The sequence below is a fragment of the Embleya sp. NPDC005971 genome (assembly GCF_040629175.1).
Taxonomy (GTDB): Bacteria; Actinomycetota; Actinomycetes; order Streptomycetales; family Streptomycetaceae; genus Embleya.
This window is the reverse complement of record NZ_JBEXUX010000001.1, coordinates 1-25,657: the sequence shown is the minus strand read 5'-3', so window position 1 is coordinate 25,657 and position 25,657 is coordinate 1. Positions and strand designations below refer to the sequence as shown.

The window sequence follows — 25,657 nt, the reverse complement described above, 5'->3', positions numbered from 1 at the left end:
GTCACTCACGTGGGTGATGCCCCGGCCACATCCCCCGACCGCGCCCCCTCACCCGCACCCTCCGGCCGCATCGGATCCCGAGCCGCCAGGAAACACCCGTGCGCCTCCCGATACCGCGCCGCCTCCGCCTCGGCCGGCCCCACCAGCAACCGATCCGCCGTCGCCGCCACCCGCGACCGCAGCACCGCCACCACCTCCGCCGTCCGCCGCGCCGCGGCCACCCGCGCCGCCCGCCGCCCGAGCCACACCCCCACCGTCAGCACGACCAGCCCCGCGATCACCACCCACCACGGCACGGACAGCCCGAACCAACGCCCCACCGGCACCCCCGTCCAGGCCGACCCGGCCCCCGCCAACCCGACCGGCACCGCGACCACCCCGACCCACTGCACGCCCACCGCCGCCCGGGCGCCCGCCGTCGGCGCGGCGGCCTTCGGCACGGCCTCCGCCGGCACCGCGTCCACCTCGGCCGGCAACCCCCGCAGCCCCTGGGCCAACACCCGATGCATCCCGCCCGCCCACGGCGCCGGCAATCCCCGCGTCAGCCGCGTCCCCGCCCGCCGGATCGCCTGCTCGGCCCGATGCACCTGCACCGGCTCGGGCCGCACCGCGGGCCGGCGCACCCGGCGTCCGGACAGCGGCCCGCGCGGCGTCCGCAGCCCCGCTCCCGCCGCCGTCGCGACCACCGCCACCCCGGCCGCGTCGCACAGCCCGTCCACCAGCGCGTCACGGTCCTCGGCGGTGAACGCGTCCGCCCCGGGCCCCTCGCCGGCGAACCACGGCTCCAGGCGTTCGGTCAGCGCGTCCAGGTCCGCGCCCAGCCGGGTCACCGACGCCTCGCCGGATCCGGCCGCGGCCAGCACCACACGGCGCAACTCGGCGATCCCGAGCCCGGTCTCCGACGACGTCGCGAGCACCCGCACCTCGGCGAGGCCGTCCGCCGCCAGCAACATCCGCACATCGGTCAGGCACGCCGCCAGGTCGCCGGGCGGCAACCGGTCCGCGTGGTTGAGCACGACCGTCATGGTGTGGCCGTGATGCCGCAACGGCCACAGATAGCGGTCGTGCACGATCGCGTCCGCGTACTTCTGCGGATCCAACACCCACACGATGTGGTCCGCGACCGCCACCACCGCGTCCACCTCCGACCGGTGCGCGAGGTCGAGCGAGTCGTGGTCGGGCAGATCGAGCAGGACCAGACCGGCGGGCATCCCGCCGCCCCGGCGCGCGTCCAACGATCCGTGCCGGGCCACCCGGCGCACCGGTTCGATCCCGAGCAGGTCCAGCAGCGGCGCGGCGCCCTCGGGGTCCCACGCGCACGCCAGGGTGGTCCGCGTGGTCGGCCGCCGGACACCGGTGTCCGCCAACCGCAGTCCGGTGAGCACGTTGAACAACGACGACTTGCCGCCGCCGGTGGCCCCCGCGAGCGCGACCACGGTGTGCCGGCCGGCGGTGCCCATCCGGGTCTCGGCGTGGCCGAGCAGGTCCTCGATCAGGGCGAGATCGGCGCCCGGCAGCCGATCCCGGCCCAACACCGCGACGCGATCGAGCGCGGTCAACCGCGCCATCAGCCGCCCGGCCTCCTCGGTCCCATCGGCGTACCGGGCCCGACGCACGGCGAACCGATCGACCTCCTGCTCCCCGGCGCTCACCCGCTCCTCCGCACCAGGTCGAGTGCCTCGATCAAGGCGGCCTCGGCCCGCGCGGACGGCGCGCTCGTCGTCGCCGCCAGGAGCGCCCGCTCGCCCTCGAGCGCCGCCGCGACCACGCCGCGCAGTCCCCGGTGCACGTCCAGGATCAGCCGCGCGGCCGGCTCGGAGCCGATCCGGGTACCGAGCCGACCGGCCGCCTCCCGACCGATGCCGGGCCCCAGCGCGATGCCGCCCACCGCCGCGATCAGCGCGAGCGGCTCGGCCGGGCCCGGCCAGGCGGGCGGCGCCGGTGCCGGTCGGCCCGCCCCGCCCGCCGACCGGGGCAGGCAGCCCGCCGCCCGCTCGGCACCGCGCGCGAAGGCGTCCGCCACCAGCGCGTCCAGGTTCTCCCGGACCGCCCGCGCGGCCCCCGAGGCGTCCCCGTCGTACCAACGTCCCGTCGCCGCCCCGCGCAACAACGACCCGTCGTCGATCGCCCCGAGCGCCCACCGCGACGTCGCCGCGTAGGCCCGGTCCACGCAGTCCCGCACCCGATCGACCGCCTCGTACTGTCGGGCCGCCGCCTGCGCGAGCGGCGGCACCCGCCGGTCCAGGCTGTGCAACAACCCGCCGACGGTGCGCCGGACCACCGCGGCCCGCGCGTCCGGATCGGCGCCACGCTCGGCGAGCCAGGTGCGAATGGGCACCACGTTGCGCTCGGGCAGCCCGGCCCCGGGCCGGGTCTCCACGATCGGATACAGCGGCACGTCGCCCAACCCCGCCTGCCGCAACAACCGCACCAGGTCGGACCGGACCTCGTCGAGTTCCTCCGCCGGCACCCGGTCCAGCACGATCGCCAGCCGCGTGTCGCGCTCCCGGGCCAGCCGGAGCAGATGCCACGGCGCGGCGTCCGCGTACCGCGACGCGGTGGTGACGAAGATCCACAGGTCGGCGGCGCCGAGCAGGCGCACCGCCACCCGCCGGTTGTCCGCCGAGACCGAGTCGATGTCCGGTACGTCGAGCAACGCCATCCCGGGCGGCACCCGCTCGTCCAACCGCAGTTCGATGCCCGCCTCGTCGGCGAACCAGTGCCGATCCCGCGAGCGGCACACCAGGACCGGTACGCGCGTGGTCGGCCGCAGCGGCCCGGCCGGCGTGACCTCGCGCCCGACCAACGCGTTCACCAGGGTGGACCGCCCCGCGCCGGTGGACCCGCCGACCACCGCCAGCAGCGGCGCGCGCGGCACCGCCAGGCGCGGCAGCAGGTAGTCGCCGAGTTGGTCGATCAACTCGCGGCGGGCCAGCCGCGCCTGCACGGCGCCGGGCAGGTCCAGCGGGAAGCACGTCGCCACGACCTGGTCCCGCAGGCCGGCGAGGGCTGCGGACAGGGTGTCGCTTCCCATGATCACCACGGGCGACCAGTGCCCGAATTGTCCGCATTCCCAACGCGCGACGACCGTTACAGCACGACGGTCACTCCGTCGGCGGAGGAGCGCTGCGCCGCCTCGATCGTCTCCAGTACGGTCACCGCCTCCTCGATCGCCACGGGCGGCGCACCCTCGCCACGCACCGCCCGCGCGAACGCGGCGTAGTAGTCCTGGTAGGCGCCCGGTTCGGTCCGCACCGGGGCGGTCTCACCGGGCGTACCCAGCACTCCCCACGCCGCTGGCGGCTCGGTCCCCCAACCGGGCACACCGACCTCGGCGCCGGCGCGCAGCAGTTCCTCCTGCGGGTCCATCCCGAACTTCACATACGACGCCGTCGACCCCAGCACCCGAAAACGCGGCCCGAGGTCGGCCGCCGTCGCACTCATCCACAGATGCGACCGCACGCCCCCCGGGTGGGTCAGGGCGACGAAGGTGTCGTCGTCCACCAGCGCCCCGGGCCGCCGGGCGGCCGACTCGGCGTACACGTGCGTGGGGCGCCCGAACAGCGTGACCGCCTGATCGATCAGGTGGGTCCCGAGGTCGTACAGGATCCCGCCCAGCTCCGCCGGATCGGCCTGCTCCTTCCACACCGAGGTGCGCACCTGTGGACGCCAACGCTCGAACCGCGACTCGAACCGGTGCACCTCGCCCAGTCGCCCCTCCTCGACCAGCCGCCGCACGGTCCGGAAGTCACCGTCGAAGCGCCGGTTCTGGTAGACGCCCAACAATCGTCCGTGGCGCGTCGCCGTCGCGGCCAGCTCCCGCCCCTCGGCCGCGGTCCCGGCGAACGGCTTGTCCACCACCACGTGCAGCCCGGCCGCCAACGCCCGGGTGGCCAGCGGGACGTGGAAGCGGTTCGGCACGGTGATCACCACGAGGTCGAAGTCACCCGCGCGAGCGAACATCTCCTCGGTCGTCCCGATCACCTCGGCCTGCGGATGCCGCTCGCGCACCTGCGCCGCGCGCTCCGGATTCCCGGTCACCACGGCAACCAGCTCCAGGCCCTCCACGGCCTCGACGACCGGCGCGTGGAAGGCCGAGCCCCCCACGCCGTAGCCGACAAGTACAGTCCTGGTGGGACCCACTGCGCCTCCCTCTGTCCGTTTCGGCCCTTCTCTGATCACATTCTGGCCGCCAACTGCGTCTGATCAGGTAACGGTGACCATCGGAACGCCGGTGAGGCATGCACACGGCCCTATTCTGTTGTGCCGCGACCGGATCCGGTGCAAGATCCTGATTCGCCCACGCCCTCGTAGCTCAGTGGACAGAGCAGGCGCCTTCTAAGCGCTTGGTCGCAGGTTCGAGTCCTGCCGGGGGCACCGCCACGCCGCCGTCCGCCGCCCGCACCCCCGGGCGGCGTCCGCGCAGGTCGGCCCCGGTGCTCGGCCGTCCGGCCCGACCCGGTGCACGACGCCGGCCAGACGTTCGTGCCGGACCGTCACCGGGCTTGCGCGAGCGGTGACCGAGGCCCCACACAGGGGGTCGACACGGGTCGGCAATGCACCCTTTCGCAGTGTTTGCGGCGCACGGGGTTCTGGCCGGAAACAGACGGCTCCCGGGACGTGAACGAGCGGGCTCGCCCGATGCCGGTGGAACGGCTCGGGCGACCACGCCGGTCGCGTGATCGCCCGAGGGAGAAGCCGGTTCGGAGTCGGTCAGGAGTCCCGGCGCGCGCCCGCCGACGGCACCGCCTGGAAGAACCGCGGGGCGGTGAAGCCGCGGGCCGCGAAGGTCTTCGCGACCGCCTCCTCGACCGCCGTGCAGCGGTCCGCGTCGACCAGTGCGATGGCCGAGCCGCCGAACCCGCCGCCGACCAGCCGGGCGCCCAGGGCACCTGCGGCCAGCGCGGTGTCCACGGCGGCGTCCAGTTCGGGGCAGGAGATCGTGTAGTCGTCCCGCATCGACACGTGCGACGCGGTCAGCTCGGGCCCGATCGCCCGGACGTCGCCGGCCGCCAGCGCCTCGACCACCCGCAACACCCGCGCGTTCTCGGTGAACACGTGCCGCGCCCGCCGGCGCAACGGCCCGTCCGGCAGCGCCGCCAGGGCCGCGTCCGGGTCGGCCGGCTCGCGCAGCGACGGCACCCCGAGCAGTCGCGCCGCCTCCTCGCACGAGGCCCGGCGCTCCGCGTACCCGCCGTCCACGAGCGCGTGCTTGGCCCGGGTGTCGATCACCAGCAGCCGCAGCCCCACGCTCGCGCAGTCGAACGGGACCTGACGGCCGGTCAGATCGCGGCAGTCCAGGAAGAACGCGTGGCCCGCGACGCAGCCGAGCGAGGCCATCTGGTCCAGCATGCCCACCGGAACACCCACGAAGTCGGTCTCGACGCGCTGCGCGATCCGGGCCAACTCAAGGCGATCCAAGCCCAGTTCGTACAGATCGTCGAGCGCCAGCGCAACCGCGCAGGACAGCGCCGCCGACGAGGACAGCCCCGCGCCCACCGGCACGTCGCTGTCGATCCTGATGTCGGCACCGCCGATCTCGTGCCCCGCCGCGCGCAGCGCCCACAACACGCCCGCCGGGTACGCGGACCACCCGGTCAGCGCGCCGGGCGCCAGGTCGGCGACGGCCAGGTCGACCGATTCGCTCCCGGCGTGCCCGGAGGCCAGCCGCAGCCGGCCGTCCGTACGCCGCCCGACGGCCGCCCGCGCGGTCTGCGGGATCGCGATCGGCAGCACGAACCCGTTGTTGTAGTCGGTGTGTTCACCGATCACGTTGACCCGGCCCGGCGCCGCCCAGACGCCCTCGACGCGAAACTCGCTCATCCTCCCGCCTCGCCGTCCCGCAGGAACGTCCACGCGTCCGCCACGATGTCCTCCAGCGACGTCCGGGTGGGACGCCAGCCGAGCAGGTCGCGCGCCCGGTCGGCGGCGGCCACCAGCACCGGCGGATCGCCCGCCCGGCGCGGCGCCTCGTGCGCGGGCACCGCGCAGCCGGTCACCGTGCGGACCGCGTCCACCACGTCGCGGACCGAGAAGCCGGTCCCGTTGCCGAGGTTGCAGATCAGGTGCCCGGTGGCCGCGCCGCCCGCACCGGTCGCGGCGAGCGCGAGCAGGTGCGCGTCGGCCAGGTCGGCGACGTGGATGTAGTCGCGCACACACGTCCCGTCGGGCGTCGGGTAGTCGGTGCCGTAGAGCGCGACCGAGCCGCGGGTGCCGTTGGGCACCTGGAGGGCCAGCGGGATCAGGTGGGTCTCGGTCGCGTGCCGCTCGCCGTACCGGCCGTACGCGCCCGCGACGTTGAAGTAGCGCAGGCTCACCGCCCGCAGGCCGTACGCGTCGCAGTACGAGGTGATCAGCCGGTCGACGGTCAGCTTCGAGGCGCCGTACGGGTTCGTCGGCGCGCACGGCGCGTCCTCGGTGATCGGCGAGACCTCGGGGGCGCCGTAGACGGCCGCGGTGGAGGAGAACACGAAGCGGCCGACGCCGTGCGTGCGCAGCGCGTCCAGCAGCGCGAGCGAGCCGCCGACGTTGTTGTGCCAGTACTTGGCCGGCTCCGTGACCGACTCGCCGACCAGGGAGGACGCGGCGAAGTGCAGGACCGCGTCGAACGACGCGTCCAGATACCGCGCGGCGTCCTGGACCCGGCCCTCGACGAAGGCGGCCTTGTCCGGGACCGCGTCCCGATGCCCGGTGGACAGGTCGTCGAGCACCACCACGTCGTGTCCGGCCGCGACCAGATGGGCGGCGACCACGCTGCCCACGTAGCCCGCGCCGCCGGTGACCATGAGCTTCATTCGCCGACCTCCCGCAGTCGTGCCGCCGCGGTCTCCGGCGGTACGTCGCTGATGAACACACCCATCCCGGATTCGCTCCCGGCAAGGTACTTCAGCTTGCCCGGTGCCCGGCGAATCGAGAAAAGCTCCAGGTGGAGCGCGAAGTCGATCCGGCCCGAGCGCACCGGCGCCTGCTGCCAGGCGGCGATGTACGGCGCGGGCTCGCCGTCGAAGAGCCGATCGAAGCGGCCGAGCAGATCCAGGTACATCGGCCCGAACTCGGCGCGCGCGGCCTCCTCCAGCGCGAGCAGGTCCGGCACCCGGCGGTTCGGATACAGGTGCACCTCGTACGGCCACCGCGCGGCGGCGGGCACGAACGCGGTCCAGTGCTCGCCCTCGGCCACGATCCGCGACCCGTCCGCCCGCTCCGCGGCGAGCACGTCCTCGAACAGGTTGCGGCCGGTGCGGTGCCGGTGTGCGGCCGTGCTCGCGACCATGGTGGCCGTGCGCGGCGTGACGAACGGGTAGGCGTAGATCTGCCCGTGCGAGTGCGGCAGTGTGACGCCGATCTCCCGACCGCGGTTCTCGAAGCAGTACACCTGCTCGACGCCGGGCAGCGCGGACAACTCGGCGGTGCGATCGGTCCAGGCGTCCAGCACCAGGCGCGCGCGCTCGGGGGTGAGGTCCTTGAAGGACGCGTCGTGTTCGGGGGTGAAGCACACCACCTCGCACCGTCCGCCGGACGGCCGGCGCGGGAACGGGTCGCGGTCCCAGCCGGGTTCGGGCCGGTCGACCGCGCCGGGCCCGGACACCGACGAGCCGGACATCGACGGGAAGCGGTTCTCGAAGACGACCACCTCGTAGTCGGCCTCGGCGACCTCGGTGGCCCGCTCGGGCGTGGACGGGCACAGCGGGCACGCGTCGGCAGCGGGCAGGTGGGTCCGGGTCTGCCGATGCGAGGCGACCACGACCCATTCGTCGAGCAGTCGGTCGTAGCGCATCTCGGACCCGCTCACCACGGGCGCGAGATCTCGCGGGTCGACGGCGGTGCGGACCGCGTCGTCCCGCGTGTCGTAGTAGACGATCTCGCGACCGTCGGCCATGACGGCCTGAGTCTTCTTCATGTCTCCAATTTTGCGAAGCTTTCCAAAACTTGTCAATGAGAAAGCGATGAGAAGACTCTGGGAAAGTCCTGAGACCCCGAGATGCCTGCCAATCCCGTCGAATCGCGTCGTCATATCGGCGGCCCCGGCTGCGGTTTGACAAGTTTCGGAAGGTGTCCGCAAGATGCTGCCCATGCCTGACGACGACACCGACGGTCTGCCCGCCGAGGGCCGCCGCGCCCGGATGGCCGCGACGATCGCGGACCGCGGCTTCGCCAAGGTCACCGACCTGGCCGAGGCGTTCGGCATCTCGCGGGTGACGGTCCGGGCCGACCTGGAGGTGTTGGAGCGCCAGGGCCGGTTGCGCCGGGTCCGCGGCGGTGCGATGTTCACCGGCCGCGATCCCCGGGTCGAGCCGTCCTTCGAGGAGGCGCTGACCTCGGCGTCGCCCGCGAAGACGCTGATCGGGCGGGCCGCCGCGGCGCTGGTGTCGCCGTCCGAGAGCGTGGTCCTGGACGTGGGCACCACCACCACGTTCGTGGCCCGCGCCCTGGTGGACCGCGGCGACCTGCGCGACCTCGTGGTGTTCACCAACGGACTGACCATCGCGCTGGAGCTGGAGCGGGCCATCCCCCGGTTCTCCGTCGTGGTCACCGGCGGCACGCTGCGTCCGTTGCAGCACTCGCTGATCAATCCGCTCGGTGACCACATCCTGGAGCGCATCCACGCGGACACGGTCTTCCTCGGCTGCAACGGCGTGCACCCCACGGGTGGCATCACCAACGTGAACCTGCCCGAGGCCGAGGCCAAGCGGGCGATGTTGCGGGCCGCCGGGCGTCGGGTCGTGGTCGCCGACGGCTCGAAGCTGGGCCGGATCGAACTCGCCGAGGTGTGCCCGCTGGCGGACATCGACCTGCTGATCACCAGCGGCCCGGCCGACCGGGACACGCTCGACGCGCTGCGCGACGCCGGGTTGGAGATCCTGGTCGCCCAGTAGCGGCCGAAGTCGCCGGGCGGCAGCCGAAGTCGCCCGAGCGGCAGCCGAAAAAGCACCCTCGCTCGGCCGCCGCGGCGCCCATGGTTAGGCTGCCCTTGCGAACGGTTCACCCGGCTTCGACCGATTCCGGGTGTCGCAAGAGGGAATCCGGTGCGAATCCGGAACTGCCCCGCAGCGGTAAGTGGGAACGAAAGTCGCCATCAGCACTGGGCCCGGTGAAACGGGATCCGGGAAGCGGCGACCGGTAGGACGACCCGGCCACGCACCCGTGGCCCGCGGAACCCGCCCACGAGTCCGAAGACCTGCCGTCGCCCGCGTTCGCCTCGCGCACGCGGACTTCCGGGACCTCGCGGGCGGGTCCGTCGGACGACGGCGCCGAGCGGTGTCCGCCGCCGCGCTCCCTCCCTCCCGAGTTCCCCCGACGAGGACTCGCAAGGGAGAGCTTCGACGATGCCGACGCCGATACGAACGCGGACACCGATGGGCCGCAGCCGACACTCGTGGGCCGCGGCGGTCGCCGCGCTCGCACTGTTCGCAACCGCGTGCGGCGGGGCGGTGCAGGACAAGAAGGCGAGCGCCCCCGCACCCACCGCGTACAAGCCGTACACCGACACCGACAACTGCGGTGTGAGCACGACCTACGACCGGCCGCCGCAGCGCGCCGCCACGCTCACCTCCAACGCCACCGAGCTGATGCTCGAACTGGGCCTGGCCGACAAGATGGTGGGCACCGCGTACCTCAAGGGCCGCACCATCGGCGACAGATACCGGGAGGCGTACGGGCGCATCCCGGTGCTCGCCGACGCGCAACCCTCGCTGGAGAAACTGCTCGAAGCCACGCCCGACTTCGTCTACTCGGGCTACCCCGACGGCTTCTCCGAGTCGTCCGGCCACACCCGCGCCCGACTCGGCGAACTGAACATCAAGACCCACCTCAATCCCGAGGGCTGCGCCAAGGCACCGGTCACCTTCGAACAGCTCTACGGCGAACTGCGCTCCATCGGCGGCATCTTCGGCGTGTCCGAGCGCGCCGAAGGCTCCGTCGCCGCACTGCGCGGGCGGCTGGACGCGGTCACCGCGCGGCTCGCGGGCGCCGCACCGGTCAAGGTCTTCGTGTACAACTCCGGCGCCGACGCGGCGCAGACCACCGGCGGCAACTCGATGCTCAACGAGATCATCACCCGCGCCGGCGGCCGCAACGTGTTCGCCGACCTGAACGAGCGCTGGACCAAGGTCTCCTGGGAGCAGGTCGCCGAACGCAAACCGGACGTGGTGCTGATCTACGACTACGTGACGCCGTCGGCGGAGGCCAAGATCACCACGCTCAGGGCCACTCCGGTGCTCGCCGACGTACCCGCGCTGCTGGCGAACGCCTTCCCGGTGATCTCGCTGTCCGTCGCCCAGCCGGGGCCGCGCTCGGTGGACGCGGTCGAGGAACTCGCGAAGCAGCTCCACCCCGACCGGTCATGACGATCGATCGGGACCCGACGGCGGCCCGGATCGCGGTGCTCCGTGGGGAGGGCGCGGCGCCGCCGCCGGACCGGGGCCCGCCGGCCGACGTGCCGGGCGGCCGGGTACGGCTGTCGCTGGTGGTCGGCGTGCTGCTCGTGGCGCTGTTCGCGGCGGCGACGGCCGGGTTGCTGGTGGGCTCGGTGCCGGTGCCGTGGTCGGAGACCTGGCGCATCCTCGCGCATCGCATCGGCGGGGACGCGTGGGTGCAACCGTCCTGGAGCCGCGCCCACGACCTGATCATCGCCGACACCCGGCTGCCCAGGGTGCTGCTCGCGGCCGTCGTCGGCGCGACGCTGGCGGTGGTGGGCATGGTGATCCAGGCGATCGTGCGCAACCCGCTGGCCGGGCCGGACGTGCTCGGTGTCTCCTCCGGCGCGGCCACCGGCGCGGTGCTGGTGATGCGCTGGGGCGTGGCCTCGGTCGGCGGCCTGTCGCTCGGCGCGCTCACCCTCAACGCGGCCGCGTTCGCCGGCGGGCTGATCACCCTGCTCGTGGTGTTCTCGGTGGCCCGCTCCGGGGGCCGGGTCACCGCCGTGCGGCTGGTCCTGGCCGGGGTCGCGGTCAGCGCCGTGTTGTCCTCGCTGACCAGCCTGCTCGTCCTGACCTCGCCGGATCCGCAACTCGCCGCCCAGGTGCTGTTCTGGACGCTGGGCGGGTTCGGCTCGGCCCGCTGGACGCTGCTGCTGGTACCGGCCCTCGCGCTCGCGATCGGCCTGGTCGTACTGCTGCTCCAGGCGCGCAACCTCAACCTGCTGCTGGCCGGCGAGGAGAGCGCCGCCGCACTGGGCCTGGACGTCCAGCGGTTCCGGCAGGGGATGTTCCTGCTCGCGGCGGTGCTCACCGGGGTCGTGGTGGCGGTCAGCGGGGTGATCGGCTTCGTCGGCCTGATGTTGCCGCACGTGGTGCGGCTGCTGGTCGGGGCCGATCACCGGCGGGCGTTGCCGGTCGCCGCGCTGTTGGGTGCGGTGTTCGCGATCTGCGCGGATCTGGTGGCGCGTACGGTGCTCGCTCCCCAGGAGTTGCCGGTGGGCATCGTGACTTCGCTGGTCGGCGGGCCGTTCTTCGTCTGGTTGTTGCGCCGGGACGCGCGCCGGGAAGCGGGGGCACGATGAGCGGCTCCGCCGCGCGGTTGGTCCTGGACGAGGTCGGCTTCGCGGTCGGCGGCCGAAAGCTGGTGGACGCGGTGTCGTTGACCGTGGCACCGGGCGAGGTGGTCGGCCTGCTCGGCCCCAACGGCAGCGGCAAGTCGACCCTGCTGCGCAGCGTCTACCGGGTGAACCGACCGACCTCGGGTCGGGTGCTCCTGGACGACGAGGACGTGTGGACACATTCGGCGCGCTGGGCCGCGCGGCGGATCGGCACCGTGCTCCAGGACATGCCGACCGACTTCCCGCTGACCGTGCGGGACGTGGTCGCGATGGGCCGCTCCGCGCACAAGGGCCTGCTCGACCCCGACGACGCGGGCGACCGGGCGATCGTGACGGCGGCGGTCGAATTGCTCGAACTCGACGGCCTGACCGAGCGGGCGTTCGCGTCGCTCTCCGGTGGCGAACGGCAACGGGCTTTGGTGGCAAGGGCGTTGGTGCAGAAGCCGAGGTTGTTGGTGATGGACGAGCCGACCAACCATCTCGACATCCACCACCAGCTCGGGTTGTTGCGGTTGGTCCGTCGACTGGGCGTGAGCGTGCTGGTGGCGCTGCACGACCTCAACCTGGCGGCGATGTTCTGCGATCGGGTCTGCCTGCTGGCCGACGGCCGACCGGTGGCGAGCGGCACGCCGGCGGAGGTGTTGACGGCGCCGACGATCGAGCGGGTCTATCGCATCGAGACGGAGATCCGGACGCATCCGCGGACCGGGACGCCGTTGGTGGTGGTGTTGTAGCGGTGCGAACGCCGGGCGGCGGCCGGTGGGATGCGCAAGTGAGTACTTGTACGGATGCCCGCGTCGGACCCGCCGCCTAGCGTGACCCGCATGACCTACACGCCTCCCGGCCCGGCCGGCAACGGCGACGGCTTCGCCCGTGCGGCGGTGTTCGTCGTCGGCCTGTTCGCGTTCGTCGTGCTTGCGATGACCGACCTGTTCGTGCTGATCGGATTCGGCGGCGCCACCGAATCCTGCGCCAACCAGGCGTGCCGTGACTGGTACGAGGACCGACTCCCCTGGGTCTTCGGCCTGTTCGCGGTCAGCTTCGTGACGGCCCTGATCGCGCTGGTGCGACCGGGTGGTCGCCGCGCGGCGGTCACGCTTCCGCTGATCCTGGCCGCCGTCGCCCTCCAGGCCACCGCATTCGCCTTGAGCCAGAACGGTCCGGCGGCCTGAGGGCGGTGGATCAGACGTCGTAGACGTACCAGGCCTGGTTGTCACCGTAGTGGCACGCCCATTGCCCGACGGGGGTGCCGTTCGAGGTTCCCCAGGAAAGGGCTTCGAGGCACCTGGAGTTCGGGGCGGACGAGTTCGAATTGCCGAAGATGCTTTGGTTGGTCACGCTGTCCCAGTACCAGATCCACAACTGGGTGGGGGACTCGTTGCACGTCCACTGATTGGCTTCGGCGCCGTTGGCCGTGCTGTCGCCTCGAATTTCCAGACATTTTCTGGAATTCAGATTACCGAATTCGTACAGCCCGTTGAAGACATGCCTCGAGCCCCATGTTTGCGTGTCGGACCCGTTGCATTCCCACAGGTTGGCTCCGGCGCCATTTTCCAGGCTGTCGCCTCGGATCTCCAGGCATTTGCCCGGCGCGTTCCGGTTCTCCATCACCACCCATTTGTCCGCGTTGACCCGAAGTTCGTTGCTCGGCTTGACCTGGCGGAACCTCGCCGGAACGTTGGGGTCCGAAACCGCGACCGTGACCGTGCCGGGAATCGGCCCGGGCCTGGTCACCTCGGCGGTGGTGGCCGCCGACGACGAGCCGGCCGCGAACACCAGGCTGGTGGCGACGGACGCCAGAGCGAGGGCGAGTACGCGTATTCGCATATCGGAATTCACTTTCTTTCGGGGAAAGCTCGTCTATTTATTGACACGCAGCGCCAACTTAGCGTTCGTACACTGTGCGGTCAATGGATGATCTTGTGATGGCGCAAAACATCCGTGGATATGATTTTGCGTCCGCCGGCCGGCACGAATGACATGTGCTCTGAATGGCGCATTGGCCTTGACTGCTTAAATCTGCACGTTTATCCGCATAAAGGGCGGCTCCGGCGGGCCGTCGGTGGCCGCTCCTCGGTACCGGGTGTACCCGTTGCCCCAACCGCCGGCAAAACATCGGTGCCGACCACCGGGATGCGCCGCTGCCGGCACTGCCGCGTCCCTGCTCGGCGTACCGTGACGAGGGCAACCTTCCCACTGGCAGGCCATGCCTTTGAAGGCTCCTGCTCGACCGGCAGGCAGGTGAGGAACCGTGGTTGACGACCACGATCTGAGCATCGGGCAGCGCGTGAAGGCGCTCCGGAAAGAACGCGGCATCGACCGTCGCGCGATGGCGACGGCCCTGGACAGATCGCCCGACTGGATGCGCAGCGTCGAGGACGGGCGCCGTCAACTCGACCGGTTCAGCACGATCCTGACGATCGCCGACCTGCTCGGCGTCTCCCTGCCGGACCTCGTCGGCACGCCCCACCGCGAGGCACGCCGCGACGACGCGCCTCGGGGGCTGGACGCGGTGCCCACCCTGCGGCGGGCCCTCCTGCGGCATCAACTCGGGCAACCGACCGGCGCACCCCGGGATCTCGCGGATATCCACCTGGACACCCTGACCGCACATCGCTATCGGGCGAACGCCCGATTCGGCGAACTGGGCCTGCTCCTCCCGGCCTTGATCGACGACGCCTCGACGGCGGTCGCGGGCTTGGCGGGAGACGAGCGACTCGCCGCTGCGGGCTTTCTCTCCTCGGGCCTCGCCGACGCGGCGATGATGGCCAAAAAGCTCGGCGCGATCGACCTGGCCACGATCGCGGCCCGGCAGGCGGCCGATGCCGCGATCGATGCCGAAAGCCCGTTGTTGTCGCTCGCCGCAACGTGGACCCAGGCCGAGGTGTGCATGTCGGCGGGTGCCACGTCCGAGGCCGACGCCCTCATTCGCACAGCTCTCGATCGACTCGACGGCATGCTCGGCGACGACATGGCCGTCTGGTCGCTGTGGGGCACCCTGCACCTGGTCGCGGCCGTGGGTGCGGCGCAGTGGTGCGAACGACGGGACGCCGAGCAGCACTTGGCCGAGGCACGCCGCGCGGCGGAGCGAACCGGCGAACGCAACGACTTCGAGACTGCCTTCGGCCCGGCGAACGTCGCGCTGCTCGGTGTCTCGGCCCGGCTCGAACTCGGCGACGGTCGCGCCTCGTTGGAGGCGACCCGAGGCGTCGACCTGGCGCGCCTCCCGAAGGAACGAAAGGCGCGCCGATACATCGACATCGGCCGCGCCCACGCCCAGGACTCGGACGACGAGGCAAGCATGCGCGCCCTGCTGGAGGCCGATCGAATCGCGCCCGAGTACGTCCATGCGCATCCGCTCGTCCGCGACATGGTCACCACCGCGAAGCGACGGAACCTCCTCGCCTCCCGCGAGCCGGTGTTGCGGATGGCGCGCCGCATCGGGATCTGACCGCAACGGATTTGCCCGGTATTGACGGGCCGGGTACGGAGGGTACCCGGTCCGTAGCCGCGCTCACGGCACCCTGGTGGGACCACGACACAGGGAGCGAGATGAGCGACGAGACGACCCTCGACGACATCGTGCGCGTCGGACCCGGCGGGAACGGCCGCGAGCCGGTGCGGATACGGATCCCGGGCCGCGAAAAACTGCCCGACATCACCGAGGCCGAGGCCGCCGCCCTGTATCGCCAACTCGGCGCCTACCTGATCCGGCGCGGCAACAGCCCGATCACGCGTCGCAACGCCTGATCCCTCGACCGCCGCCCGGCGTGTGTGTCGGGTGGCCATCGTCCCGGTCCGGTGGTCGTTGATCGCGGTCGGGCCGGGCCATACGCGGGGCGGGTCGGCAGGGATCGGAGGAGCTCTCCCCCGCGCCGTCCCGACGGCGGCACCGACCCGCCCCGCCACCATCCGCCCACCGTCGACGTCCATCACCCGTACCAGCCATGGAGCCCCTCGTGACCGAAGCCGAGGCGGTCGGCGCGACCGTCACCCTGCCCGCGTGGACCGCCCACCTCGCGCCCGTCGACCACCCGCGCCCCTGGCGGCTCGCCGTCGGCGCCGCCCCCGGGCCGTACCCGCCGGCCGGCCAACCCGACCGCGCCGACGTGCACCTGACCGACGCCGAGGTGGCCGCACTCGCCGAGACCCTGCTCCGCCCGCGACCCACCCACGAGCCGCGACCGGGCCGAGCCCGCCTCGTCCGCGACGGTCCCGGCCTGCTCCTGCGCATCCTGGTCGACCCGATCGGCGGCGAACCCGCCCTCGTCGCCCACGTCGAGGAACACCACCGCCGAGTGCTCCTGGCCGACCTCGCCCGTCACCGCCCCGACCTGATCCCCACCACCGCACCACCCGAGCCGAGGTTGTGCCTGGACCCGACACCGGTCGTCGGCCTGACCATCGACCAGGTCGCCGAACTGCACACCCGACTCGGCCGGTGGCTCGACAGCGAGGGCATCCGCGCGACCCTGGACGACCGCAGGGTCGCGTGCCCGCTCCGGGACCCGAAACCATGACGCCGACTACGCCAACAACGGTCGAACCTCGTGCGCGGTCCGGCGCATCGCGGGCAGCAGTTCGGCCGGCGACAGCCGAGCGGGCTGGGTGTGGCACAGCAGATCCGTGGCGTGCGGGTAGCCGGGGTCGGCCCGCAGCGACCGGGCCACGGATTCCGGGTCACCCGTGTACATGTTGCCGATTGCCAGGTAGTCGGCCGGCGTGAAATCGACCGGGAACCGGCCGGCCGCCCGACCCCGGGTGATCCACGGATTCAGCCGCTCGGCCAACGCACCCGCCTCCCCCGGATACACCGGACGGGACAGCGCGACCCGCCCCGGGGTGTGCCGGGCCAGGTGTTCCGCCGCCTCGCGGTCGCCCGGCAGCGGCCCGGCGGGACCACTGGACCGGCGACCCGAGAGCACGCCGAGGCCACGCTCGACCGCCCAGGCGATGCCTTCCGAACTACCGGTCCCGAGCCAGATCCGGTCCCGCAGCGTGGGTGCCGACGGAACCAGTTCGGCGCCGGCCAACAGGTCGAGCACGGTGTCCACGGTCTCCCGCAGGCGCGCGTGGCGGCTCTCGTGCGCGATCCCGAACCGGGCCGAGGTGGCCGGGTCGGCGCCCGCGCCGAGGCCCAGTTCGAGCCGGCCGCCGCTGAGCGTGTCCAGTACGGCGGCGTCCTCGGCGAGGCGGATCGGGTGCTCCGTGGGGCCCACCACGACGCCGGTGCCCAGCCGGATCCGGGAGGTGCGTTCGGCGATCGCGGCGAGCAGTACGAACGGCGAGGGCGACAACGCCCCCTGCGCCCCCAGGTGGTGCTGCGCGACCCAGAACGAGTCGTAGCCGAACTCCTCTGCGGCGACCGCGAGTTCGATGGTCCGGCGATAGACCGAACGGGCGTCGCCGGCGCCGGCCACATGGGTGAGGAAGCCGAGCCGCACGCGTGTCTTCCCTCCGGGCCGGAAAAGTGAAAGCCCCGACGACATGCGCGGGATCATCCGTGCCCACCGCCCCCGGAGCCCTGCCGATCCTAGAGCGCACCCCCGAACCGGGGGCCGCGCAGGGCCGAATACGAGCCTTCCCGGCCCGCGTACCGTTGGCGCCATGAGCAACCTCGATACCCACCCGGCCCTGACCACGTGCGGCGGCCGGGCCGACGTGCCCGGCGAACCCGTCCACGAGTTGCTGAAGTCGCGCGATGTGCGGCTCGGCGAGAGCACCATGGTCCGCCGGTTGTTGCCGAGCCTGGGTCGACGGATGATCGGCGCGTGGTGCTTCGTGGACCACTACGGGCCGGACGACATCGCGGACGAGCCCGGCATGCAGGTGCCGCCGCATCCGCACCTGGGACTCCAGACGGTGAGCTGGCTGCGCGAGGGCAGCGTGCTGCACCGCGACAGCCTGGGCAGCCTCGCCACCGTACGACCCGGCGAGCTGGGTCTGATGACCTCGGGTCGGGCCATCTCGCACTCCGAGGAGTCGCCGCGCGAGCACGCCCGGTTGTTGCACGGCGCCCAGTTGTGGGTCGCGCTGCCGGACGCGCATCGGCACGTTGACCCGCACTTCGAGCACCACGCCGACCTGCCGGTGGTCAGCGGCGGCGGCCTGACCGCGACCGTGATCATGGGCACGCTGGACGGGGCCACCTCGCCGGGCACCACCTACAGCCCGCTCGTCGGCGCGGATCTGACCCTGGCGCCGGGCGCGCAGGCCCGGCCGCCGCTGGAGCCGGACTTCGAGTACGCGGTGCTGTCGATGTCGGGCGAGGCCGAGGTGGACGGCGTGCCACTGGCTCCCGGCGGGCTGCTGTATCTGGGCTGTGGGCGGACCTCGTTGTCGATCCGGTCGGCGAACGGGGCCGATCTGATGTTGCTCGGCGGCGAGCCGTTCGCCGAGGAGATCGTGATGTGGTGGAACTTCGTGGCGCGCACGGGCGAGGAGATCACGGCCGCGCGCACGGCGTGGGTGGACGCGACCGACTTCGGCACCGTGACCGGCTACGACGCTCCGCGCATGGACGCGCCCGCGTTGCCGTCGGTGCCGCTGCGGGCGCGGGGCCGGGTGCGCTGAGCCCGGGCCGGGTCGGGCCGTCGGCGTCGCGAACACCCCGTCGGCCTCGGGTGTGCCGCCGGAGCGGGCGGTCGGGTGCGGCGGATGCCGCCGTACCGCGCCCGACCCGGCGGCCCGCCGACGAACGGCGGGTTCCGTGCGTCGTGGCAGCGCCTGCCGGCGCGAGCGTCGATGCCCCGACCGCGGCCGTCAGCCGATGCTCGCGACCGTACGTCGGGCCGCCTCCACGATCTCGTCCAGGTGGCCGCCGTGCGCGCCATGCCAGTAGACCCGGTCGCACGCACGGCACCGGGCGAACGCGTCCACCTTGTCCAACGTGCCCGCCTCGATCTCCGACTCGACCTCCTCGCGCGTCGCCGCGCGCAGCTCGCCGTTGCACGCCGTACAGCGCGTCCAAGGCGCGAGCGGCAGCGCGAACCGGCGGAGCAGGTCGTCGAGTTGGCCGTCGGCACGGATCCCGTAGACGTATGCGCCGAACCACAGGTTCTTGCGCCGAAGCAGGCCGCGGTCCTGGGTGAGCAACACCCGGCGTTCGGCGTTGGCCTGGATCACCAGGGTCGGGTCGTCGCAGTCGTTGTGATACGCGGTGTCGATCCCGACCAGGCGCATCCGCCGGGCCAACGCGCCCAGGTGCACGTCGAGCAGGAAGCGCGGCGGCGTGTCGGCGAACTCCGGGATGGCCTGCGGACGCCGAATCGGCAACACGTCCACCACCTCGCCGCCCACCGGCCGGTGTCCCGGCCCGACCTCCCGGCCGTCCACCAGCAGCGCGCCGACCTCGGGCAGCGGCGGTCCCGCCGATTCCACCAGATGCCCGATCGTCGAATCACCGTCGGCGGGAATGCTCACCGGCATCCCCCGCAGCCTCGGCGGCAGGAACTGTTGCAACTCGGCGGGGATCTGAAGCAGCACATCCGATCGATTCACCCGGCCAGCATCCCACCGCCGCCCCCACCGGCGCCGAGAGTTTCCTTGCCCGACCGGGCCGGGGGCGCCGTGGAATATCCGGGCATCCGAGCGCCTTGAAGCAGCCATCGGGGCAGACTTCGAAACTTCGGGAGGCGTGCATGGCTCGCAGCGAGCTTCGTCCGATCGTGAAGCTTCGGTCCACGGCCGGGACCGGTTTCACCTATGTGACCAGAAAGAACCGGCGCAACGATCCGGACCGGATGACCCTGCGCAAGTACGACCCGACGGCCGGAAAGCACGTGCTCTTCCGCGAGGAACGCTGACCACGACGACAACGACGAGCCGGGGCCGCGCACCGAAAAGTGCGCGGCCCCGGCCGTGCCCGCCGGCTCTGCGTCATATTCCGGGGTGTGGCAACTCTTCCGCGGATTGGGCGTCGGCGAGGAGTCGTGCCGTGAGTTCCATACAGCGCATCCGGGCCGGAGAGAAGTCGTAGGGCATTTTGGTGATCGCTTCGAGGGGGCTCATCCTTGTGTCCTCCTGCCCTTTCAGATCGGCGTCGTAGATCTCGAAGAGCTCCTCCTCGGCTGCATCCAGCCCGGCTGCCTCGATGGCCTGCTCCAGGGCCATTTGTTGGGCGCATCGCTGTACGGCGATTTCTTCGACGCGTGGGTCGTGGGGATCGACGCCGTCGTCGAGGGCGGCCTCGGCGGCGTCGAGACGGTCGTCCTCGGTCCTCAGGTCGGGGTGGGTGGCCAGCACGATGAACACGCCGGCTTGGATGGCGGCGCCCAGTGGGCCGAAGACCCGTTCCGTGACCAGCAGAGTGTCCAGGTCGGAGGGGCGCAGTGCGCCCGGGGGCAGGTGGCCGAGCCGGTCCGTGACCAGTTCGGAGAGCAGTCCCAGCGGGCCGTCCAGCGCCTGCAGGCGCTGGACGGCCGCGCGCCGACGTTTGATTTCGCTCTCCTCCGCCGCCAAGGTCTCCTCCAGCCTGCTCAGGATCTCCTCGATGTCCCGGGCTTCGTCGAACGCGGTCCGCATGGCGTCCAGGCTGATGCCGACCGCTGCCATCCTGCGGATCCACAGCAGGCGGATCATGTCGTCGTAGCCGTAGCGGCGGCGGCCGTCCCCGCCTCGCTCCGGCTCCGGCAGCAGGCCGATCTCGTGGTAGTGGCGGATGGCACGTGGGGTGGTCCCGGCGAACGCGGCCGCGTCACCGATCCTGACCCGGCGGGGAGGCGTGATGGAGGGGTACATCGGACAGAGCCTTTCGTGCCGTGGAGCCTCGACCACACCACATGCCGCTACGGCAGGTGCAAACAACACCATCCGGGTTCCACCGGAGCCGGGCCCCGGCCGCCACCGGGACCGGGACCGACCAAGAACGACGAAACATCCGGCAACACGGAGTGACCGCCACCGGTTTCACCGCCGTGGCCGTATGCCGACCGCGCCGTTATCCGCGCGGTCCCACGTCGCCCGGCGGCTCGTCCGGCCCGTCTTCGACCAGGTCGTCCCACAGGCCCAGGGTGCGCAACACCCCCACCCCGCGCGGCCCGGAGGCGGCGAGACCGGCGGCGATCGACTTCCGCAACTGATTCCGCTCGAAGTCGTCGGCACTGCCGAGCAGGGCCAACAATTCCGTACTCAACGTGAGATCCGTGCTTTCGGCCACGCCCGCGCCATGGTGCTCCAAATGATCCACGACCGCCTTGATCTGATCGGGAAATCTGGTCAGCCAGTAGGCGACCAACGCCTCCGGCCCCTCACGAATCAGCCCGCGGTGAAAATCCAGCCGCACCCGGGTGAGCCGCTGTTGCTCCTTTTCCAGGGGCACCGCCCAGCGAGCCTGTTCCAGCGCGGCCCGGACACCGTCCGGAATCTCCTCGGCCCGCAGAAACGCACCCACCGGTCGATAGCTGAGCCCGTATTCCGCCAGCGCCGCCGGATGAGCCAGCGCAATGTCGAGTTCGTCCTGGAGTCGCCCCTCGTCGGCGCCTTGCACCATGGCCAGTGCTTTGCGAATGCGATTCTCCACATCGCGAACGACGAAGGAGACCGCATCGACCGGGCGGCGCAGCGCGACCATCCTGGCGTCGTGCACCCACCAGTGCAGTTGTACCTGCACGCGACACGCGCGCTCCCCGCCCGATCCGGCGCGCAGTTCGAAGTCGCGGATATCAGCAAACTCGCGCGTGGCCACCCACCACAACTCGCTTGCCCCGCGCACCTCCGCAAGGGTCGGCACCGCGTTCGCGCTCGACGGGACCACCAGTACCTCATCGGCGCGCAGCCCGAGGCGATGGCGAAGCCAGGTCAGGCCACGCGCGCCGGTGGCAGGCCGGACCAGGGAAAACCGGTTGTCGATCATGTGGCTGCTCCCCCGCTCGTTTGTACCGGCGGCTCCTCGAACGCGTTGATGGCGGGTTCGAGGACCCCGATATCGATCACCTCGCCGTTCGGCAGGCCCTCGTAGGCCAACCGAGTCAGGTCGTACGCGAGGCGTTCCAGTCCGTAACCGCGCCCGGGACGAAACAGCAGCGCGAAAGTCTCCCGTAGGGTCGTGGCGCGTTCCCGGTCACCGCGGATGTTGCCGAGCAGTGTGCCGAACATCCGGGCCACCACGGCGTATCCGTGCCGATCGCGGACCGCGAGCCGGATCACGGCAAGGAACCGCTCGTCGGTCAGCAGTTCGCCGTCGCCGTCCGCACCGACCAGCGCTGCCGCCACCTCCGCAGCGGCCGCGCTCTCCTCCCAGTCCTCCACTCGTTCCAGCACCGACTCCGCGCGCATGCCGTCCCGGCACAGCGCCACAAGCCCCTCCCGGGCCGCCGCCGCAACCGAGCCGTCCCCTGTGCGAGCAAGGCGGAGCAGGTCTGTCAGGGTGCGACCGGGGTACACCGACGCCAGCCCCGGATACGCCAGGGCCGCCATCAGCCGCAGCCCCGAGCGGGTGCTGTCCCGGCTCCAACTCGCCAGCAAATGCCGCACTTGGGTGGCTACGACCGCATCCTGCGCCGCCGCCTGCAACGCAGGCACCACCATCGCCCGCTTGGCGTCGTTCTCCCGGGCCCAGCGCAACACCGGCGCCAGCGGCCGGTGCCCCCGACCGGTGGCAATGAAGTCTCCGGCCGCCCGGGCCGCGACCCGGTATACGTCCGGCGGGTACCTCGGGGTCGTGGCCAGCCAGTCCACGAGCGGGTCGCGCAGGTCCGGATACACGTCCCAGACGTGCGCCCGCACCGATGCCGCCCAGTGCGGTCGGTTGAAGCCGACCACGTCAAGCCGGTAGCGGGCACCGCCTCGGGTCGCATCGGCGGCGACCGCCGTCGCATGGATCGACTTCAACCGGCTTGCGCGTGCCTGGGGCGGCCAGCCATCGGCCGGTTCGCCGCCCGCGGTCGGCAGATGCTCGGCCAACGTCTCACGCAGCGCGGCCGCCCGCTCGGTGACGATGCCGTAGTCCTGCCCCTCGTAGACCGCCGCAGCAATCATCAGGGCCCAGTCCGCGCGTGCGGAGTTGGCCCGCAACCAATCGTCCACGGCAGCGTGGTCGCGGTCGCGCAGCGCGTTGAGCACCTCGGTCCTGGTGAACCTGCCATCGGCCAGATCGGCCAGGTCGCCGGCGATGGTGGCCGCCCGATCCGGCCGGCCGCCATCGGCGCGCACCAGTTCGGCGATGTCCTCGTCCACCAGATCCAGGTGCCGGCGCTCCCAATCCTGTCCCAGGTGGTAGGCGAGATGACTATGCAACACCTGGAGGGGATCCGGCCGTTCGCACGGCACGTGCCACGGCCCCCAGAGCGCGAGCAGCGGTGCGGTGGCGACTGCCGTCACCACCAGCACGCTGTCACGCTCGGCCAGGCGTCGACGCAACATTTCAAGGTCATTGCGGGAGTAGCCGGCCAGCAGGTCCGCAGCGGCCGAGTCGATCACATAGCCCCGGCCGCGCTGGATGCGGCGGGTCATCAGGTCCTCTTCGGGATCGAGCGCGATCACCTTTTCGACGTACTGATCCTGCATCAGATGCAGAGCCAGCGTGCGCTTCCCCGACTCCGCCTCGCCGGTCAGCAGGATCAGATGGCGCGCCATCATGCTTCGGGCCCGCAGATATCCCTTCGGCGGCACGAACGTGCGGCAGACGAGATCGCTCTCCTCCTTCCAGATCGGGCCCTCCCGCGCCTGGCGAGGCCGGTTCCCGGTGCCGGGGCCGGTCACGGCGTTCATGTCCCCGAACATCCGCGAGCCGAATACGTGGTTCCCCGTGGTGCCATTGAAGTTGACGATCACCGTCGTGGCCGCGTCCAGCGACGCGAACTCCTCGTCCTGCCAAGCCTGGTCGAGCTGTTCCGGATCAAGCGACCGCCGGCTCGACGGGACTTCCTCGACATCCTCACCTGTGGGATGGGCATCGGCCGAGGCGACCGGGTCGAGCGGCCGCTCGTCGGAGACGGTCACCTCAGACGCCCCGCGCCGGGCCGCCGAAGTGCGGCTCGTCCTCCGGGTCCGGGTAGTGGGCCCGGCCGTCGGTGCCGAAGTTCATGTCCCCGTGGTTGGTCCCACCCACGATGTTGTTGCCATGCAGATTGCCACCGATATGGAACTGCTGCCCGCCTGCTGCGGATTCCGGGTGCGTCGAGGTCGAGACGCGTCGTGCGGGGTCGCCCGCCGGGCCCGGACGTGCGGGTTCGACCGGCGGCGCCGGGTCCAGAGTCGGCGGCAGATCGTTCGCGGGAGCGTGCACCCAGGCGAGTTGCCGGGTGTCCTTGACGTGCGACTCGACCCGACGAAACCATCCCGGTTCGACCGCCTCCGTATATCCGCCCAACACGGCGGTGCGGTACACGATGTCCGAGACGATCGCGGCGACATGGCCCTTGGTGGACCGCAGCGCGGCGCGCACGAACGCGTCGTCGAGAAGCCGACACAGCTCGTTCTTGGCCGCCCCCGAGCCGTCGGAAACATGAATCGGGCCCACGTGCACGGCGGCTCGCATCCGGAGCGGCGGACCTTCGTGCAGGCGTGCCCGGGTACGCAGTCGACGGTCCAACCAGTAGACGGCATCGACCAGTTGATGTGTACGGTCGTCGGCCATCGTCAGGATCAGACCGTCGCCCGTATCGTCGACGTGCGCCACCTGCTTGTCCCAGTCCAGGCCGGCCTGCGCGAACGCCTCCGGGACCACCGCGCCGATGGCCTCGCGTACCTTCGGCAACAGCACGTCCTGGTTGTGCGTGAACTTCTCGGCGTCCACGGCGAACAACGCCCGGATCGACGGCATATCGGACACGGATTCCCCCTTCGGTGAGCGTGGTCACCACGCTGGGTTCGACGGGTCCACCGTGCCGCAGCCCCGGGGTGCGGCGCCGCGTACTTTTACCCTCCGCTCAGGATTCGCCGGCCCGACCCGCTGCGAGGCGGGCCAATAGTTCGGCATCTTCGATGACGAATCGGCGCGCGGTATCGACGGAGACCGCGCCCATCTCACGTAGCCGGGCGAAGGACTTGACCGCCGACTCGCGGCCGGCCGCGACCGAGGCCCCGAGTTCGGGCATGGTGACCCGGATCGCCACCCGTCGACGGCCGTCGCCGACCTCCTCACCACACTGCTCGGAAAGCGTGAGCAGGCGCTCGGCCATCCGCTCCAGCACACTCCTGGCGCGGTAGTTCAGCCGCTGTGCGTCGGCCTGCCGCAGCCGTCGGGTCATCACCATCAGCAGGCTGATCGCCACTTTGGGCTGCCGATTGAGGAAGCGCAGGAACTGATCCGTGGTCAACGACCACGCACGCACGTCACCGATCGCAATCACGGTGGCCGAATGCGGGCCACCGTCCAGCGCGGCGATCTCGCCGAACACTTCGCCGGGGTGGCGATAGGCGAGCACCACCTCCCGGCCGTCCTCCGCCGTACTGACCACCTTCACCCGCCCGGCCGTCAGGAGCAGCGCCTCGGCAGCCGGCTCACCCTCACGCATCAGCCGATCGCCGTCCGCGTACCGTCGGGGCCGGCCGGTCCGCCGCCACTCGGCCACCTCTTCAGCGCTCAACCGCTCGTCGTACGTCCGCATTGCCACCCTGGCCCCCGTTCGCCGCCGACCTCCCACCCTGCCGGAGCAGGTCCCGCCCGTCCGGCGATCCCGGGATCCGGTGTCGAGAGCGTCCTCGGCATTAGGCTCGCGGGCATGGTGATCAGCATCGATCCGGCCTCCGCCGTCGCGCCGTTCGAGCAGATTCGGGTCCAGGTGGCCGAGCAGGCCCGGGGCGGGGCGCTGCCGGTCGGCACTCGGCTGCCCACCGTGCGCGGTCTGGCGGGCGAACTCGGCCTCGCGCCCAACACCGTCGCCCGCGCCTATCGCGAGTTGGAGGCGGACGGCGTGATCGAGACCCGGGGTCGCTCGGGCAGCTTCGTGGCCGCCGTCGGCGACACCGCGCAGCGGGCCGCGAGCGAGGCCGCCCTGGACTACGCGCACCGCGCCCGCCGACTCGGACTGACCCGCGACGCGGCGATCGCCACGGTGCTCGCCGCGTTCGACGCGGTCTACGACGACTAGGACACGTCCGGTCGATCATGTGACTATCTCGCGGTCGAGTCGTTGGTCCGGGAATGGGGCGGGGTGATCTGACGGATGCGGAGTGGGAGCG

25 protein-coding genes, 1 tRNA gene and 1 riboswitch are annotated in these 25,657 nt (G+C 71.8%); of the genes, 12 read left to right on the top strand and 14 right to left on the bottom strand.

Translation table 11 applies throughout. The annotated features are described in order from the left end of the window. Nucleotides 1-5: 5 nt before the first annotated feature. The 3 genes from ABZ374_RS00130 to ABZ374_RS00120 are packed head-to-tail and all read right to left on the bottom strand — an operon-like array spanning nucleotide 6 to nucleotide 4,143. Complete coding sequence (locus tag ABZ374_RS00130; protein ID WP_360304405.1) at nucleotides 6-1,652, bottom strand: GTPase; 1,647 nt, start codon at nucleotides 1,650-1,652, stop codon at nucleotides 6-8. Beyond that, a complete protein-coding gene (locus ABZ374_RS00125; protein WP_360304403.1) occupies nucleotides 1,649-3,034 on the bottom strand; it encodes a GTPase domain-containing protein in 1,386 nt (461 codons plus the stop codon). The genes ABZ374_RS00130 and ABZ374_RS00125 overlap by 4 nt, the downstream gene beginning before the upstream one ends. 56 nt (nucleotides 3,035-3,090) lie before the next feature. Beyond that, nucleotides 3,091-4,143 (bottom strand): Gfo/Idh/MocA family oxidoreductase, encoded by a 1,053-nt coding sequence (locus ABZ374_RS00120; RefSeq protein WP_360304401.1) that lies wholly within the window; start codon nucleotides 4,141-4,143, stop codon nucleotides 3,091-3,093. 161 nt (nucleotides 4,144-4,304) lie between these two features. Between ABZ374_RS00120 and ABZ374_RS00115 the strand changes: the two genes are divergently transcribed. Continuing rightward, a tRNA-Arg gene (locus tag ABZ374_RS00115) sits at nucleotides 4,305-4,377 on the top strand. A 336-nt stretch (nucleotides 4,378-4,713) separates the two neighbouring features. Here the strand turns inward: ABZ374_RS00115 and galK are convergent. The 3 genes from galK to galT are packed head-to-tail and all read right to left on the bottom strand — an operon-like array spanning nucleotide 4,714 to nucleotide 7,897. Beyond that, entirely contained in the window at nucleotides 4,714-5,823 is a 1,110-nt protein-coding gene (gene galK / locus ABZ374_RS00110) for a galactokinase (RefSeq protein WP_360304399.1), read from the bottom strand. Beyond that, nucleotides 5,820-6,785, bottom strand: coding sequence for a UDP-glucose 4-epimerase GalE (gene galE / locus ABZ374_RS00105; protein WP_360305426.1), 966 nt, complete (start codon nucleotides 6,783-6,785; stop codon nucleotides 5,820-5,822). The genes galK and galE overlap by 4 nt, the downstream gene beginning before the upstream one ends. 5 nt (nucleotides 6,786-6,790) lie before the next feature. Next, nucleotides 6,791-7,897, bottom strand: a complete 1,107-nt coding sequence (galT, locus tag ABZ374_RS00100; RefSeq protein ID WP_360304397.1) for a galactose-1-phosphate uridylyltransferase — start codon at nucleotides 7,895-7,897, stop codon at nucleotides 6,791-6,793. A gap of 172 nt (nucleotides 7,898-8,069) precedes the next feature. Here galT and ABZ374_RS00095 point away from each other — a divergent pair, with 172 nt between their 5' ends. The 5 genes from ABZ374_RS00095 to ABZ374_RS00075 all read left to right on the top strand — a co-directional run bounded on the left by ABZ374_RS00095 (nucleotide 8,070) and on the right by ABZ374_RS00075 (nucleotide 12,705). Continuing rightward, nucleotides 8,070-8,873: a DeoR/GlpR family DNA-binding transcription regulator gene (locus ABZ374_RS00095; RefSeq protein ID WP_360304395.1), complete on the top strand. Its 804-nt coding sequence runs from the start codon at nucleotides 8,070-8,072 to the stop codon at nucleotides 8,871-8,873. A gap of 85 nt (nucleotides 8,874-8,958) precedes the next feature. Beyond that, a riboswitch (cobalamin riboswitch) is annotated at nucleotides 8,959-9,198 on the top strand. 155 nt (nucleotides 9,199-9,353) lie between these two features. Next, on the top strand, nucleotides 9,354-10,343 hold the full coding sequence (locus ABZ374_RS00090; RefSeq protein ID WP_360304393.1) for an ABC transporter substrate-binding protein: 990 nt from the start codon (nucleotides 9,354-9,356) through the stop codon (nucleotides 10,341-10,343). Continuing rightward, a complete protein-coding gene (locus ABZ374_RS00085; RefSeq protein WP_360304391.1) occupies nucleotides 10,340-11,497 on the top strand; it encodes an iron ABC transporter permease in 1,158 nt (385 codons plus the stop codon). Before ABZ374_RS00090 ends, ABZ374_RS00085 begins: the two co-directional genes overlap by 4 nt. Next, a complete protein-coding gene (locus ABZ374_RS00080; RefSeq protein WP_360304389.1) occupies nucleotides 11,494-12,267 on the top strand; it encodes an ABC transporter ATP-binding protein in 774 nt (257 codons plus the stop codon). Before ABZ374_RS00085 ends, ABZ374_RS00080 begins: the two co-directional genes overlap by 4 nt. A gap of 90 nt (nucleotides 12,268-12,357) precedes the next feature. After that, entirely contained in the window at nucleotides 12,358-12,705 is a 348-nt protein-coding gene (locus tag ABZ374_RS00075; protein ID WP_360304387.1) for a hypothetical protein, read from the top strand. Nucleotides 12,706-12,715: 10 nt separating this feature from the next. Here ABZ374_RS00075 and ABZ374_RS00070 read toward each other — a convergent pair whose 3' ends face one another. Next, nucleotides 12,716-13,360, bottom strand: coding sequence for an RICIN domain-containing protein (locus ABZ374_RS00070; protein WP_360304385.1), 645 nt, complete (start codon nucleotides 13,358-13,360; stop codon nucleotides 12,716-12,718). Between the two features lie 424 nt (nucleotides 13,361-13,784). Here ABZ374_RS00070 and ABZ374_RS00065 point away from each other — a divergent pair, with 424 nt between their 5' ends. From ABZ374_RS00065 to ABZ374_RS00055, 3 genes are all read left to right on the top strand, one after another. Then, entirely contained in the window at nucleotides 13,785-14,984 is a 1,200-nt protein-coding gene (locus ABZ374_RS00065; protein WP_360304383.1) for a helix-turn-helix transcriptional regulator, read from the top strand. A 101-nt stretch (nucleotides 14,985-15,085) separates the two neighbouring features. After that, nucleotides 15,086-15,283, top strand: coding sequence for a hypothetical protein (locus tag ABZ374_RS00060; protein ID WP_360304381.1), 198 nt, complete (start codon nucleotides 15,086-15,088; stop codon nucleotides 15,281-15,283). A gap of 209 nt (nucleotides 15,284-15,492) precedes the next feature. After that, nucleotides 15,493-16,053 carry a hypothetical protein gene (locus tag ABZ374_RS00055; protein WP_360304379.1) on the top strand — a complete coding sequence of 187 codons (561 nt, stop codon included), beginning with the start codon at nucleotides 15,493-15,495 and terminating at the stop codon, nucleotides 16,051-16,053. 6 nt (nucleotides 16,054-16,059) lie between these two features. Here ABZ374_RS00055 and ABZ374_RS00050 read toward each other — a convergent pair whose 3' ends face one another. Further along, on the bottom strand, nucleotides 16,060-16,977 hold the full coding sequence (locus ABZ374_RS00050; protein WP_360304378.1) for an LLM class flavin-dependent oxidoreductase: 918 nt from the start codon (nucleotides 16,975-16,977) through the stop codon (nucleotides 16,060-16,062). A gap of 163 nt (nucleotides 16,978-17,140) precedes the next feature. Between ABZ374_RS00050 and ABZ374_RS00045 the strand changes: the two genes are divergently transcribed. Further along, on the top strand, nucleotides 17,141-18,106 hold the full coding sequence (locus ABZ374_RS00045; RefSeq protein ID WP_360304376.1) for a pirin family protein: 966 nt from the start codon (nucleotides 17,141-17,143) through the stop codon (nucleotides 18,104-18,106). Between the two features lie 189 nt (nucleotides 18,107-18,295). On the opposite strand, the gene ABZ374_RS00040 is transcribed toward ABZ374_RS00045, so the two are convergent. Then, complete coding sequence (locus tag ABZ374_RS00040) at nucleotides 18,296-19,033, bottom strand: Mut7-C RNAse domain-containing protein (protein ID WP_360304374.1); 738 nt, start codon at nucleotides 19,031-19,033, stop codon at nucleotides 18,296-18,298. A 140-nt stretch (nucleotides 19,034-19,173) separates the two neighbouring features. Here ABZ374_RS00040 and rpmG point away from each other — a divergent pair, with 140 nt between their 5' ends. After that, nucleotides 19,174-19,338 carry a 50S ribosomal protein L33 gene (rpmG, locus tag ABZ374_RS00035; RefSeq protein ID WP_360304372.1) on the top strand — a complete coding sequence of 55 codons (165 nt, stop codon included), beginning with the start codon at nucleotides 19,174-19,176 and terminating at the stop codon, nucleotides 19,336-19,338. A 73-nt stretch (nucleotides 19,339-19,411) separates the two neighbouring features. Here rpmG and ABZ374_RS00030 read toward each other — a convergent pair whose 3' ends face one another. From ABZ374_RS00030 to ABZ374_RS00010, 5 genes are all read right to left on the bottom strand, one after another. Continuing rightward, nucleotides 19,412-20,272, bottom strand: coding sequence for a MerR family transcriptional regulator (locus ABZ374_RS00030; protein ID WP_360304370.1), 861 nt, complete (start codon nucleotides 20,270-20,272; stop codon nucleotides 19,412-19,414). Between the two features lie 199 nt (nucleotides 20,273-20,471). After that, nucleotides 20,472-21,386, bottom strand: coding sequence for a hypothetical protein (locus ABZ374_RS00025; RefSeq protein WP_360304368.1), 915 nt, complete (start codon nucleotides 21,384-21,386; stop codon nucleotides 20,472-20,474). Further along, complete coding sequence (locus tag ABZ374_RS00020) at nucleotides 21,383-23,473, bottom strand: hypothetical protein (protein ID WP_360304366.1); 2,091 nt, start codon at nucleotides 23,471-23,473, stop codon at nucleotides 21,383-21,385. Before ABZ374_RS00020 ends, ABZ374_RS00025 begins: the two co-directional genes overlap by 4 nt. Before the next feature lies 1 nt (nucleotide 23,474). Continuing rightward, nucleotides 23,475-24,305, bottom strand: a complete 831-nt coding sequence (locus ABZ374_RS00015; RefSeq protein ID WP_360304364.1) for a hypothetical protein — start codon at nucleotides 24,303-24,305, stop codon at nucleotides 23,475-23,477. A 97-nt stretch (nucleotides 24,306-24,402) separates the two neighbouring features. Beyond that, the gene (locus tag ABZ374_RS00010; RefSeq protein WP_360304362.1) at nucleotides 24,403-25,062 is read right to left on the bottom strand and encodes a Crp/Fnr family transcriptional regulator; all 660 of its coding nucleotides are present in this window, start codon (nucleotides 25,060-25,062) and stop codon (nucleotides 24,403-24,405) included. Between the two features lie 135 nt (nucleotides 25,063-25,197). Between ABZ374_RS00010 and ABZ374_RS00005 the strand changes: the two genes are divergently transcribed. After that, nucleotides 25,198-25,566, top strand: coding sequence for a GntR family transcriptional regulator (locus ABZ374_RS00005; protein ID WP_360304360.1), 369 nt, complete (start codon nucleotides 25,198-25,200; stop codon nucleotides 25,564-25,566). Nucleotides 25,567-25,657: the final 91 nt, after the last annotated feature.